The sequence below is a fragment of the Duganella sp. Root1480D1 genome (genome assembly GCF_001427305.1).
Lineage (GTDB): Bacteria > Pseudomonadota > Gammaproteobacteria > Burkholderiales > Burkholderiaceae_D > Rugamonas.
Genome location: NZ_LMFZ01000016.1, coordinates 40,882 through 55,835, shown reverse-complemented (window position 1 = coordinate 55,835; position 14,954 = coordinate 40,882). Strand labels below are relative to the sequence as shown.

Sequence of the window (14,954 nt, the reverse complement as noted above, 5' to 3'; positions counted from 1 at the left end):
CTTCAACCGTGTGGTCGGCAATGAACTGCAGCTCCGGCGCACGATCGTTGGCCGATGGCGGATCGAAATCGGTGCTGTACACGCCCGTGGTCGCAACATCGAAGAAGTTGACGTAGTACTCCCACTTCTTGGTGTCCTTGTTACGGGTCTTGGACAGCCAGGCATTTTCCGGCGCCATGACTTTGGCGTCGGAACGGATGATGCGGCCAATTGGACGGGTGCCGCTATACGGATCTTTCAGGCGCACATAGGCAAATGCCGCTATACGGATCTTTCAGGCGCACATAGGCAAAGGGGCAGGCGGCTCCGGGTCTTGGACAGCCAGGCATTTTCCGGCGCCATGACTTTGGCGTCGGAACGGATGATGCGGCCAATTGGACGGGTGCCGCTATACGGATCTTTCAGGCGCACATAGGCAAAGCCCGGCGTTGCAGGGAAGTTCAGCGTGTAGGTGTCGACACCGTTGGCGCTTGGGCCGACCACCAGGGTGGCAGCGGCACTGCGGTCCGTCACATCGGAATCAGGGCCGTTGGACTCGAACACTTTCACGCCGGTCGGTTCCAGCGCCAGATAATCGCGCACCGCATCGCGGCCCGGCAGGTCGACGCGCACATCGTGCAGCAGGATATGCGCGTTCACTGCCTGCATGATCGAGGTCAGCGAGCCGCCCAGTTCATCGGCGTGCGAGAACTTGGCTCCATCGACGCGCACATCGTGCAGCAGGATATGCGCGTTCACTGCCTGCATGATCGAGGTCAGCGAGCCGCCCAGTTCATCGGCGTGCGAGAACTTGGCTCCGAACTCGGTGAATTTGCCGGCCAGCGTGGTCTGCATGATCCAACGGCCCATCTTGCTGGTGCCGCCGGCGATATCGCCAAACTTCATCAGCAGGGAATTCTGCGCCGGTGAATTTGCCGGCCAGCGTGGTCTGCATGATCCAACGGCCCATCTTGCTGGTGCCGCCGGCGATATCGCCAAACTTCATCAGCAGGGAATTCTGCGCGGGGGAGTCATCGACGAAGCTGCCCAGCAACTGGAAGCCGATCAGCAGGCCCTGATTGTTCTCAACGATCTTCGGCTGCGCGGAGTCGATGGCCAGGTTGGCCGCTTTGGCCAGGCCCGTGTTTTTCACGCGCACGCCGAGAGTGAATGGCTCGGCCGCTTCGATGATTGGCGTCAGCGGATCGTCGGCCACCACATCCTGCGTCATGAAGTAATCCAGCGTCAGCGAAGGCAGCGGCTTGACGGTGATCACGTCAGGATCGACTTCCAGCGTCTGCACTTCGCCCTGGAACTTGTACTTGAGGGTGGCGCCGACCAGGTACTTCTTGCCGAAAGGTGTCGCGCCCGCCGCACCAGGCGCAGGAATCATCAGCCAGTCGATGGTGGCGGTTGTTTTCGGCTGAACGACACCTGTGCCATCGACCGAAGCAATGCCGTCCAGGTTCGAAATGCGGACGAAGAACTTTGCGGTGGTGTCGCTGGCATTGGAGGTCACCGCAACCGGCAGCCCCAGCTCGTCGGTCACCCGCATCGTCACGCTGATGTCGGAGATCTGGTCGCCGTCAACATTGTTTGTAATGCGCATGGCCGCATCAAAAGCCTGCCGCTCGAGAGTGAGCTCCTGCTTGATTTCGATTTTGACTTTGGCGCAGGAGGTTTCCTGTGCGTAGAGCGAAGGAGTGCAAATCAGAATGATTGACCCGGCAATTCCAAGAATTGCGTTACGTGACCATCGAAATATCATGATTATAAAAAGAAAATTCGTCTTAGTTCTTGGGTTACTTGAGCGAGAAGTGCAGACAACTTGGGGGCCGCGGAAGAGCAGACGAGAGCTTCCGGTCCGCAACTAAATAGCGTCGCTGATGTGCTTCACAGCGATTCATTTGCACATTCCACTACAAACCCTAAAGCAAGATGACGATTATTCCCGCGTTACTCCGGTTCCATGCTTACAAAAATACCAAACCCCAACATCAACTGACTAAGTGGTCCTAGACTGTATTAATTCCTTTAGGAAAGTAATACTATCTTTGATATCTTCGCCATCCTCATCTCGTCGTATAGGATCATTGAGGGCCCACGTCAAGAAATGCGCCAAGCACAAAAACTGATCCATATTTAAGGAAAATAATTTATGAGATATTAGCTGGCTTAGTTTTTGAACAGGATAGAACTGATAGAGAAAAAACGCCGTGAGAGTGGACTCGTTTTTCGCCTCATCACTGATGCAGAAACGCAAATAGTGGGGAAGCATCCAATTCCAGGCCTGCGCTGTCAAATGTGACAGTTCCAAGTATACAACTTGCGCTCCCGCTTCACCAAAGCAGCTTGATCGGAATCTTTCGATGTTTTCGCGCACATACTCGCATTCCGAGCATTTATCACTGTGCAGTGTAAGCAACTCATTCGACGGCATTGGAACAAACGGAAACACCTGTTCAATTTCTAGTGAAATTTTTCTCTTGGAATACATTTATTTACACCCCGGTTTACAATGGCGATCAACTGCTTTTTGCGCTTCCTTGATGGATTTTTCCAGTTCCGGATATAGATTTGGGTTGTGCTGGCCGTCCTTACCATCATAAAACCTATCGTTATGTTCTAAACGCAGCCACAAACAGGCGCGCTGCCGCCCCAGTTTAAATCTAGCCTGTTGACACTTATCTCCACCCTTAGGCGTCGGTTGATTACAACGATCCTTGTAGTTTTTGTAATCTTTTTTTCGTTCTTCCTCGCGACGCACGTCATCATTTTGGCCTGTCGCTTTTGGCGCAGATCTACTGCGCGCTTCGTCGCCAGACTCTCGGCGCCTTGATCGACTTCCATCGTCATCATCAAAGTCATACGGTGTCGGTTGAGGTAGCGGCCCAGCACCAGGGAGTGGCGGAGGGGGGCAAAACGGCCAAATGCAAATGCCCCGCCTCGGCAATGAGTCCCAGGGAGCCAGCCCTAAAGGATCTGTCTTGGTGTTTGGATTCCCTTCAGCATATAGATATTCGTTCAATCCCCCAGCAACACCAATTGGGTCTTTTTGAACATACCGTCCCAAGGACGGATCATAATAACGGCGGTAATTATAGTGGAGTCCAGTTTCAGAATCCTCTATTTGCCCCGGCAGTCTCAGATCGTTCACAATCTCCGATCGCAACACGGTGGCTTTACCGAACGCATCATACTCTGCCGCCCAGGTAATGTTTCCGTCCCTGTCTGTCGCTACTAATGGCGCTCCCCGCTGATCATTATGATAATAGGAAATCTTCTGTGTTCCATCGTATTGCTTACTCCACATAAAGACCGCGTTCGTGCCAAACAACGTATCTGGAACCACCCCGTATTGCCGGGTTATGGATGGAATTCCAATGTAAGAGGTCGATCCATCAATATTTAGTAAAATCTCTTGCTCCGCCTCTGCAATTAAGCCTTCACCTGCATAGAGATATAAAACCCGTTTCGCCTTCTCCAGTTTCGCAAAGTCTCTTCCACGGAACACTTCACGCCAAATTCGTCGACCTGCAGGGTCGTATCCATAACGGGCTATCAGTTGGCTATCGGGACCGCTCGCTTCAACAAGATGCCCAGCTGCGCTATATTTATACGAGGTCGCGCCGCCTTTCTCAATTTTTTTTATCAGATTGCCGCGTGCATCGTAGTGATAAATGACTTCGGATTCACCTTGACCGCGCTGTACAATTCGATTATTGGCGTCGTATGCCCAAGGCCCGGCAAAGCTTGACTGAGCAATCCGATTACCTACATTATCTAAAGTGAAGATATCAGCATAGCTTGTGACTCCTCCGTGGTTAACCGAAGTGCCGATCAAGCGATCCAATGAGTCATATTCGAAGCGCGAATCATTAATCCGATCCCCGCTAGGAATGGAGTAAGTTAGACGCGTTGAACCTAGATTTTGCTCCTGATTAAACCTATTTTCGAGCGCCAATAAAGTCTGCGCCCCCGCTGTTTTCACCGTTACTTTTTCAAGATTTTGAAGACCATTATATCCTCGTGTTTGCTTAATCCCGCCGGGGAACAATACCGTGCGGGGCGCATTTTCGTAAAAGTCAGCATACTTAATGACGCCTTCGTCAGGAATAGCTATTGCATCAAGCACGCCTGTCGAGCGCCAAGAATAAGCAATAGAAGTCCCGTCCGGCCAAATTATGGCGGATTTTTGCCCCACAGCATTATATTGATAGCCTACGCTCAGGCTATATCCACCAGGGAATGAGGTTGTCGATTTTATCTTTTTCCCGAATTCGCTGTACTCCACCTTCCCAGATGAAACTTCATTCCCCCGAGCATCCCTAACAGACCACATAGCGAGATTATCGTCAGAATTCCATATATATTCGACTTCCTGCTCAGGCTCATCTGCGCCGCTTGAATAGTTAATGTTAGATATACGATTTACTTTGTCATATATAAGCTTTGCTTGAGACTCAGCACTCGATATGACAGAAACATTGCCAGCCTTATCGTAGTCAAATCTTAAGCTTTGTCCGAGTGGCAATATCTCGTTGACGATCTGGCCTAATCTATTGAATTCAAATTTGTATATGTTGTTGTTTTGATCTTTTACTTCCAGAAGATTTCCGTGCACGTCATGGATGTAGTTAACCGATTTCCCGTTGGCATCGACGACTTTTGAAATCTGACCGATTTCGTCATATGAATATTTTGTCTCTCTGATCCCAGATATGATCGACCTTATTAGTGCACCACTCTTATCGTACTCGCGGGCGACGGAGCGCTTGGCTTCTGCTCCGTCATTCACGAATCTCGCCTCTGATTTAACAACATTCCCGAGGCGATCGAATTCATACTCTTCACTCCGAGTAGGAAACTTCGCCTTCGTAGCATTCTGATTCATCCCTTTCCGGATTTGCTCAGTATTTTCGGGAAGGGCATAGCTATATTCAATAGCGTTACCATCCCCGTCGACCCGGCTTGACAAGCGTCCTTGCAAGTCGTATTTCATTCGGGAAATAGTGCCCAGTGAATCCTGCGAAAGCACAAGTTTCCCCATCTGATATGTGCCGAATACTGGACCGTTCCCTGGCTCGTTAACCTCGATTTCATTATTATTGGAATCGAATTTCCTTGTCGTAACGAGTCCCCGCTTATTTCTCTCAGTCAAGAGGTTTCCAACTGCGTCATAGGTATAAGCTGAATAATTCCCAAGAGCGTCTGTTTTTCTTATTGGCCGCCCCATACCGTCCACGTCTGTTATTGTGGTATTTCCATAGGGATCGACGCTAGATGTCAAAATTTCGTCCGAATTGTAGGTATAGCGGCGAACATTTCCCTCTGGATCAACACTCTTATTAACATTGCCTCGCTGATCAAATTCGAAGGTCCATACAGAATCAAGGCTCATCAAGCCGTTAGCCTCGGTGCGGCCATGAAATCGAACCTCAGCAGCATCGCCAAAAGCATTTCTTTTGTATGTCGTGATGCGTTGCTTTTGTTTATCAACTGCAGCAACAGATTTTATAAGGTTGCCTTTTTCGTCGTACTCATAACTCGTAACCATTCCACCTTCATCAATCTCTTTCGTCTTACGCAAATTGAGCGGTGAATATTCGGCCGAGTAAGCCGATCCGTTCGGGTAGTCGATTCGTGCAACCAAGTCAAACTCATTCGTAGTCGTTTTTACGACAAAACCCATTGCATTTAATTGGTATGACTCTCTTCCGCCATCCTTAATATATTCTTCAACGAGTTCGCCATTAATCTCCTTGCGAATTTGAGCCCCATCTATGTCGTAAAATTCCTCTTCCACGCGGCGGTCGTCCACTGTGGTTTGAGTTGCACGGACAGCGTATTGCTTTTTCATCTTGTCATACGAATACTCAAAAGCCGTTACAGTTCCGTCAGCCTCGACCTCCTTTACCTTACGGCTACTTTTGCCTTGGTACTCGACGCGGCGTGTATGTCCCTCGCCATCGGTGATCGATGTCAGGCGGAATGTGTCGTCGTAGCCGAAGGAGGTGGTATTGCCGCCGGCATCAGTGGCTTTCGTCAGCAGTTGCACACCGCTAGCCTCATGGCTGAAGTCATAGTCGTACTTGACCACGCGGGGCGCGAAACTTTCCCCTGGAAGCAAAACCTCGCGCACCTCGCGAAGTGCAGTTGGATGGACCTGGTCGTAGACGAAGGTAAGGACGACGTTGCCATTACGATCTTTGACTGCTTTCAGCCTTTTGCCTTTCCTACCGTCAATGGCAGGCCCATTCTCGTATTCCATGCTGGCGGTCAACCCATTGGCGTCGCCATAAGAATCGACGCCTGTCTTGGCATCGAATAAGACCCAATCACCGGACCGATCTTGCCACCGATAGAAGACTCCTCGGTCTTGAATGAAAGTGCTTTCTACAAAGTAGCGACCAGAAGTCGAACCTTTTTGCTGATAAAAACGGTATTTCTCATCGGCCTCAAATATTGCGCCGTTGCGTATAACCTGCTCTATCGATGCCAATGGGACCGAAACAAGGTTAGGGTCGGATTCATACGCCACAAACGCACCGACATATCCAAACGACTCCTGTACTGGCGCGGGCGGCGTAGGTGCAGCCGCGGAACCGCCGCCCCCACCGCTACCGCCGCCACCTGCCCCCATTCCGAGAGGAACTCGGGGCCCGTCAAACCGCAACGGAGCCAAGTGAGGCGAGAATCTCCAGCCGTTACCGTCGTATTCCCGGCTCCAAGTGAAATAGCCATTGGCGATCTTGATGCGCATATCCACCGTGCTGACGGTGAATTTCCCGCCCGGCATGTTCGTGTTGATGCGAAGGCTCTCTTCATAGGCGGCGATTGGGTCGACAGTGCTTGCCTGCTGTGCACCGCATATAGGTGCGAGTCCCAACAACGTTGCCAGCCCAGCGATTCGCATCAAATTGTATTTATTCTGCTTGTTCATTTTCTTCAATTTCTCGTGAACACGTCACATAAGGTGAGTGGGACCACCACCACCGCCTGCTCCACCACCACCGCCTGCCCCACCACTAGGGCCGTTACCGCCGCCACCGCCACCGTTGCAAGTACCACCACCAGCCCCAGGGATGCAGCCTGAAGGTGACCCAATAGTCTGAGGCGCAGTTGATACGCCACTTCCGCCCCAGCCGCCGCCACCGCCGCCGCCGCCACCACCACCGCCGCCACCGCCGCCGCCTGGCACGGAGCAAGCGCCGCTCTGGCTGAACCAGGAGCTCGTCGCAAAGCCATTGGTCACCACACCGTTTTTGCAAGTGCACTGGTGGCTCGTGCTCGTCGAATTGCTGTAGGTCGAGCAGCCGCCGCCAGATGCCGTGCCAATATTGGCTGCGCCATCAAGCGACTGCAGTGCCACCACGCGGTAGTGCAGCGTTACGCGCTGTTTCGCGTCCAGCGTCTCTGGTACTTCTTCGAGGAACTCGAAGCGGAAATAGTTATCCGATGCAGGAAGCCTCTGCTTCACCTTATCCGCACGGAGCAAGCCGTAATTGGTGATATTCAGCTCTCCATGGAACACATCGCCCGGATTCATCTTCGGCAGGTTGGTGCTGAGCGGCTCGATCACCACTACCGCCGTCGGGACGTCGGTTTCGTAAGTCGCGTTGAGGACGATCTCGTAACGATCCTGCAGCGTGATTTCTTTGACGCTCCATTCCACGGTCACCGAGTTGTAGTCGAGGAAGACCGGCAGGGTTGCAGTGATACCCGGCTTCACTTGAACGCGGCCACCAACTTCCTGGTGGTTGGCTGCGCGGATGCGGTATTTGTAGCGTCCCGCAGGCAGGTTGGTGCTCAGTGCTTCGCCAACGCTGTCAGTCTTCAATTCGGCCATCACGGCAGTTACATCTTCGTTCTGCAGTGTGATCGTGGCATTCGCCAAGCCTTCAATCAGCTTGCCGTCTTTGCCCACGGTCGCGGTGTAGATGTCTGATGCCTTGAACAGCACCTTGCCTTCGCCGCTCTGGGTCAGGTTCACGTACACGTTCAACGCTTGCTGGCCAAAGTTGTCGCCAACGATATTCAGCTTGTACTCATACATGCCTTCTACTGCGTTCGCAGGTGGCATGAACGACAGGTCGATCGCGCGCGCTTCGCCAACCGGCAGCGTGCCGTCGGCCTGGCTGGCGATGGAGATCCACGATGGAACGGCACTGCCGTCTGCCTTGCTCAGGGTGAAGCGCAGGTTCTTCGCATCCTGCGTGCCGTTGTTGCGCAGCGTGAGCGATTCGATCTGCGTGCTGCCTTGCGCCAGGCCGGTTTCCACAAAGCTTGGAGACGCGATCAGGAATGGTTTCGCTTCGGACAGCGTGTAATTCACGGTGACTTTACCGATTGGCGTGCCGACGCTTTCGTCCGTCACCACGTCGAACACCAGGCTGCCGGATGGCTGCGCCGATTCGCTGGCCTTGAAGCTGACCGGCATATTCAGGGATTGGCGTTCGCTCAGGGTTACCGGAACGGCGGTCTGCACTTCAATGCCTTCCGGCAGGGTACCGGTGGCTTGGCTTGCAGCGTTCAGCGCCAGGCGCACGTTGGTGGCGGAAGTGCCTGCGCCTGCCTTGGCCACGAATGGAATCGTGAACGGCATGTTCTTCGCCAGGTCCAGCTTGTACGGCGTCGGGCCCACGGTGACGCGGTTGATAGTAAAGGCCTTCTGTTCCGGACGATCGGTGATGTCCGGGTGCACGGCGCTGACCTTAAACAGGCCTGCGTCGGTCACCGTTGGCGTGAACTCGTAGCTGAAGTTGCCAGAAGCATCCGTCATCACGGAGAAGTTACGTTCGAATCCTTGCTGGTTGAAGATCACCTTCAGACGGGTGAACGGCAACGGCGCGCTGCCAGCACGGTCCAGTGCACGGCCGCTGATGGTGATCTTGTCGCTGCCGAAGGAGCTGACCGGCGAAACGCTGGTCACTTCACCCACATACATGGTATCTACCAGCGAGATGGCTTTCTCGCTACCGCGGCCGGCCACGATCACCTCGTCGGCCTGGCCGGTGTGGTAACGCAGCTTGTCCACTTCCAGTCGTACACGTACTTTGGTCGGGCTGGATGCAGGAATGTTCACTTCGAATACATCCGACACATAGCTTGCGCCAGCCGGGATGCGGGCAACAGTCATACCGTTCGGCAGGGTCACCACGTTGGCGCCCAGAGCCTGTTTGTATGGCTGGGTAGCCAGGATGTTGCCGTCGTTGTCGACGATCTTGAAGCGCAACTCGGACGATGGCTCGGTGCCATTGCTCATGGCCGTGAGCAGCTCTACATCCACGGCGCTGGTGTTCTCGATGGTCAGTTTCAACTTGCCGGTGCCGCCGCGGGTGAATTCGTCGGTCGACATGCCGACCACCAGCGAGCCTTCCAGCACATCGATGGCCTGGTCGCGCGAGACTTTCACCTGCTCGCCTTCGTTCGGCGCGATTTCCAGGCCGACCGCAGCTTGCGGTGCACCCGGCATTTCGGCATAGCCGCCTACGATCACAGGAACCAGGCGGGTTTCGTTGGCAGCCAGGGTGAATACTTCGGACTTGTGGTCCTTGAACTGCGTCGCGTCCTTGTTAACCGGCACACGTACAGTGGCGCGAACGCCCTGCACTGCGCTGGACGAGGAGTTGCCAACCTGTACCTGCAGCTTGTTCATGATGCCACGCTGCAGCGGCAGGCCGCTTGCGATCTGGGCAAACACGTTCGGCATGGTCAGGCTGCGCGCCATTTCCATATTATTGGCGTCCACGGCTGCCACGGTGTAACGGCGTTCACCGCTGGTGTAGCCGGTATCGGTCAGCGTGGTCGCGGAAATTGGCGCAGGAGTCAGTTTGACCTTGCTTGAGTCCGGGCCAACGTAAACCTGGTAGCCCTTGATGTTGCCGTTCGGCGACTGCCAGGTCACTACTGGCAGGCTATTGCCATACTGTTCCACGCTCAGGTTACGTACTGGCAGCAGGCTGGCGTTCAGGTAGTCAGAGTTCGACATGGCGGATTCGTTGCCGGCTGCGTCAACCGCAGTCACCACGTAGGCGCCTTCAGTTGGCGACGGGTTGCCGTCAACGGCAGCGGTGCCTTTGATACCGGTCTTGATCGGAATCAAGCCGGTGATGCTGCCAATGCTGGTGCCGCTGCTGCGGTACAGACGATAGCTGTCCACGGTGCTGGCCACTGGCGCCTGCCAGCTTGCCTGAATGCCTTGGCCGGTGAGCAGCAAGTGCAGGTTTTGCGGCGCGCCCGGCGCAGTAGCGCTGGCGGTGACTTCGGCTGGAATGCTCTGCTCGGACAGCGCCTCCTGGCCGTTGGAAGCGCGTACCGAAGCAACCGCATAGGTATACACACCATCTTGCGGAACCTGGTCGATGTAGTCAGTGCCGCTGGTGCGCATCAATGCTTCCAGCGCGGCCTGGTTCGGGGCGCGGCGATAGATCTGGTACGACAGCGCGTCCGGCACGGCTTTCCACGCCAGCTGCACTTTGCCGCCTGGCAGCGCCTTGGCGGTGAAGCCGAATGGCGAAGCAAGTGGCGGCAAGCTGCCCTGGTAGACCTGGAATCGGTTCAGTGCCGACACCGTGGTCGATACGTTGTTCAGGTCGTCGCGCGCTTCGTTGGAGAAGCTCAGGGTTTCCAGGCCCGACGCGCCGGCATCGGACGGCAGCGTGAACGTAACCTTGTACGTCGTCGCGTTCACCGGCACCAGGCTGCCTACGCTCTGGTAGGAACGTACTGGGCCAGACAGCAAGTACTTCACAACCGGCGTACCGGTTGGCGCCTTACTGAAGGTGAAGGTAGCCTGGATGGCAGGCGAATTTTCATTCTTGATCGGCGAAACAGGATTCAGCACGATGCCGCTCAATTCCGGACCTTGGGTATCGATTTTCAGCGTTGCACCCTGCTGGATTTCGGTGCCGCGGTTGCCGGCCGCGTCGCGGGCCGAGAACAGCGCATTGGCAGTGCCGGCTGGAGTCGATGCATCGACCGTAAAGCTACCGGTATAGCGGGTGTCGCCAGCCTTGGTCAGGGTAACGGTGATCGGCGCGCCGCCTTGCGGCACTACCGACAGGTATGGCATCGTCGGCAGCGCTTCGCTGACGGTCATCTCCAGGTCGACCTTGCCCTGCCCGATGCGGCCGGAAGCTGCATCGACCATGCCCAGCGGCTTATAGAAAATGCTCACTGCTTTCGGGGCAGTCGAGTCGGAATTCGCTACCACCGAATTGGTCGGCGCCGAGGCCGTGCCAATGCTGTTGACTGCAACAACGCGGTAGTACCACACACCGTCGGCCGGAGGCATATCCTCATAGGCCATCGTGGTCAGGGGCGCGCCGCTGATACGGGTTGCGTCTTCAATTGCGGTGAAGGCGAAGTTTGCGCGATAAACGTGGTGGCCGATTGCATTGGCGTCAGTCGTGCGCACCCAGGTCAGGTTCACCTTGCCGCCGGCCTGCACGGTTACGGCCAGGCTGCTCGGGCTGGACGGGACGCTGCGGTCCAGCTTCATGCGCAGGGCGCCTGAAGCGGCGCTGGTACCGTATTGGTCGTTGGCAGTGGCGGTGATCAGGTTGTCGCCATCCACCAGGGTCACCGTGCCGTTGAAGCGGCCATCGCTGCCGGCCTTGAATGCTGCGCCGGATGGCACGCCATTCACCAGCAACTGGATATTGCGGCCCGCCTGGGCAGTACCGCTGATCCCCTGGGTGATGTTGCGGGTGACGATGCCATTGCCAGTCATCGACAATACCGGCGCGTCCGGTGCTGCGTGGGCAACGGTCACGCCGTAGCTCAGGGTGCTCGCGTTGCCCAACGAGTCGAAGGCGCGCAGGCCGAGTGTATGGGCGCCGTCAGTGATGTCTTCAATGTTCAGGGACAGCGAGAACGTTCCGCTGCCGCTTGCCTGGCTGCGGACGACGCCGTCCAGCAGCAGTTCGATGCGCGATACGCCGCTGGCATCGGTTGCGGATAATGCGAGGATGCCGTTGCGCGCCAGGGTTGCGCCTTCTGCCAGGTCAACACCGGAGATCTTGATGCCGCTCATTTCCGGACCGGCGGTGTCTGGTGGCACAATCACGTGCGAAACGGTTACCGGCACGCTGCGTTCGGTGCTGCGGCCAGCCAGGTCATTCGCTACGGCCCTGATGGCGTGGTCACCGTCGGCCACGCCTTCGATGTCCCAGGTGTAGGTGTACGGGGCAGCGGTGCGGGTTGCCACCAGCGTGCCGTCGATGTAGATCTGCACATTGCGGATGCCGCCCTCGTCGCTTGCTGCCGCGGTAATGGTGGTGTTGCGCTTGATGATGGCATTCGCCAATGGGCTGGCCAGGTCCAGCACCGGTGCGCTTGTGTCGACCAGTTGGCCCGGCAACGACACAGCACCGATCTCGCCGTTCGCGCTGCGGTACTGGACGGTGATGTTCTTGGTGCCGTCGCCAGCCGACGTGTCGAAAGGAATTGCCGTGCCGTCCGCCGGCATTGGCAGGAAGCTCACACCGGCAAAGGCGCCGTTTTCAGCGATGCGGTATTCAACTGCGTTGACGCAGGCCAGCGCCAGCTGCATGCGGTGCTGCACATGGTATGGCGCAGGGTTCAGCAGCGTTACGCGTGGGTTCAGCAGTGGTCCCGCAGCAACGAAGCTGCCGAAATTGACCCCGCCCGAAACCTTGTCGCCTTGGCCGGAAGGGTTGCCCGCAGCATTGGTCGGGCCGGTGGCGTGCCCCCACCAGTTGCCCGTCGCCTGGACGATGGAGGTTGGCGTCTTGTTTTCGATTGCAGCCGTCGTGTTGCCGACGAACTGGCCGCCTGTTATGGACGCGGTCGTGTCGAACGCTTCGACCCCGGTCGCGTTGCGCATAAAGCTTGCGCCGGTAAGCACCGGATTGGCGCCGGCACCAAGGCGCAGGCCCAGTACGTTGTCATGCAATTGCAGGAAAGGTGCGGTCGGGCTGACGCCGCGCAAGCTAAGGCCAGCATTACCGTCGGCGCCTGCGTAGCGCACCAGTATGCCGGAACCCAGTTGCACGCCGAATGCCTGCGCGGATTTCTCGATGCTGATCCCGCGCCAGTCACCGGCATGCGGTGCTTGCGCAGCCGGATTGGTGCGGCCGGCGGCAGCGTCGTCATTCTGGCTGGTGAAGGTGGTATTGTCGCCGACCGTGACCTTGTCGCGTACAACCAGTTGCGCATCCGCGCCAAACTTGATGACCACGCCATCGGCGATCTTCAGTTCGGCTGCGCCGCTCCACTGGGTCGCGAAGGCGGCACCAATGCAGACGGCCAGGATCGGACGGCGCCAGTTCGCTGGTACGCGCGTTAGCCTTGTCGCCAAGGAAGCGGCGCGCTTGGCGCCGTCGAGACGGATCTTTGTCATTACCACTCTTTTCTGCATATGACGAACTTCTGTTCTTTTCTTTTAGCCGCACCGCGGCAGAGGGATCAAATACCCGCGAGGGATGCTGCCGGCACCTTGTACTCTTTGCCGCTGACAGTGATCAGGGTGGCTAGCTGTTGACCGGCGCCCAACACGGACTCCAGGCGCACCTGGGCCACGTTTTCATTGCCAGCAAGTGGCGCCAGGGCCGCGGCAGCCTGGCCGCCCACCGTGAAGGTGATGGCAGCCTGGATAGTGTTGGAGCCGCCAGTCAATGCGACGTCGATCGAGGTGGTCGCACTGGCCTTGGTGCCTGTGGTTGGAGCGCCAACGATCTTGGTTGCTGTGGCAAGGCCTGCCTGCGCGACGGACAGCGTAACAATGCTGCCGACCGGAACGCCGGTGGTGTTAATGACTACGCTCTGGTTACCTGGCTCGTCAAAACTCAGGTCCCCATAACCGGTAGGATTGTCCGGAACCGGCTTGCCGCCGATGCTGGCAATCGTGATTCCTGGCGTGCCGCCGGGAACAACGATTGCACTCGGAAGGTCGTAGGTGAACGTAGGATTGGTACCGGCGGTACGCTCCATGATCGCGGCTTCCAGGCGGATGCGGCCTGGGCCCGCGTAGGTCCAGCCAGTATCAGGGGACTGGCAAATTCCGAAGGGCGAATCGCCAGCCGCAGCCGCATTGCCGCTGCCGCCAGTGCCGTTATGCGAGCCACCTGTGGCGGTGATGGCGCCGTTGCCGCGAATGATGTTTGCAACAAGGCGTACCGCACCGCCGCTGCCGGCACCGCCCTCAGAAGCGCCACTAAAGGACGTGGAAGCGTTGCCGCCGTTCGCGTAAATGCCGCCAGTAAGGTTGATCACTCCAGATGACGCAATCAGGATGGCCCCGCCGCCGCCGCCACCGCCGCCGCCAGGAGCGCGGTTGCCGCCAGCACCGCCGCCGCCACCCGAGCCCCCCATCAGCGGCATCAGGTTCACATTGCCATATCCAGGCACTTCAGGGTGTGCGCATTTGACGGAGCTTGCCGGAAATGCCGCCAACCTGCCGCCATATGCGCCACCAGTTCCATGGCGCAGGAAGGGTACCGTACTCGAGCTTGTCATGCCGCTGGGCCCCGGCAGGACCACACCGCCACCAGCGCCCCCGCCAGGCCCAAAGCCAGGGCTGCCCGCATTGAAAGTTGGCTCACCGTTAGCTTTCCATTGCGACGCGTCGATGAAAGAGCCGCCTCGGCCACCATCAAAACCGCCAGGACCACCTTTGCCGCCTTGTTGGCTCGTGTCGACATTCGAACCGGAGATGGTGATGCTGCCGGCGATCGTGACATCACCGCTCGCCAGGAGCGTGACCGGCGTGTTGGCTGCGTTACGCTTGAAGATGACTGAGGCACCAGCGTTGATCGTAACGGTCGTGTAGTTCAACACTCCATCAGGCGGCAGGTCGATTGTGGTGGTGCCGGATGTGGTGATGAGCAAAGCACCGTTGGCGCCGGTACTGCCGCTGTTGAATGCTGCCATGCTGTTGGCGCTGAGGGCTGCCATGATGCTGGCGAGTGCCAGCTTCGTCATCGGCTTGTTCGATTTCATATTCTTCATTC

Annotated in this window: 7 protein-coding genes; all 7 read right to left on the bottom strand. The window is 56.8% G+C overall.

Features of this window, described 5'->3' with window-relative positions:
• A partial coding sequence (locus ASD58_RS17035) for a hypothetical protein (protein ID WP_156401329.1) occupies window positions 1-247 on the bottom strand: 247 nt, incomplete at its 3' end.
• A gap of 14 nt (window positions 248-261) precedes the next feature.
• The gene (locus tag ASD58_RS17030; protein WP_156401328.1) at window positions 262-834 is read right to left on the bottom strand and encodes a hypothetical protein; all 573 of its coding nucleotides are present in this window, start codon (window positions 832-834) and stop codon (window positions 262-264) included.
• Entirely contained in the window at window positions 773-1,747 is a 975-nt protein-coding gene (locus tag ASD58_RS17025; protein ID WP_156401327.1) for a hypothetical protein, read from the bottom strand. Before ASD58_RS17025 ends, ASD58_RS17030 begins: the two co-directional genes overlap by 62 nt.
• 237 nt (window positions 1,748-1,984) lie before the next feature.
• The gene (locus ASD58_RS32800) at window positions 1,985-2,419 is read right to left on the bottom strand and encodes a DUF6714 family protein (protein WP_373994454.1); all 435 of its coding nucleotides are present in this window, start codon (window positions 2,417-2,419) and stop codon (window positions 1,985-1,987) included.
• Between the two features lie 57 nt (window positions 2,420-2,476).
• Window positions 2,477-6,922 carry an RHS repeat-associated core domain-containing protein gene (locus tag ASD58_RS17015; RefSeq protein ID WP_057262364.1) on the bottom strand — a complete coding sequence of 1,482 codons (4,446 nt, stop codon included), beginning with the start codon at window positions 6,920-6,922 and terminating at the stop codon, window positions 2,477-2,479.
• 24 nt (window positions 6,923-6,946) lie between these two features.
• On the bottom strand, window positions 6,947-13,345 hold the full coding sequence (locus ASD58_RS31855) for an Ig-like domain-containing protein (RefSeq protein ID WP_057262363.1): 6,399 nt from the start codon (window positions 13,343-13,345) through the stop codon (window positions 6,947-6,949).
• 65 nt (window positions 13,346-13,410) lie between these two features.
• Window positions 13,411-14,952, bottom strand: coding sequence for a hypothetical protein (locus ASD58_RS31300; RefSeq protein WP_057262362.1), 1,542 nt, complete (start codon window positions 14,950-14,952; stop codon window positions 13,411-13,413).
• Window positions 14,953-14,954: the final 2 nt, after the last annotated feature.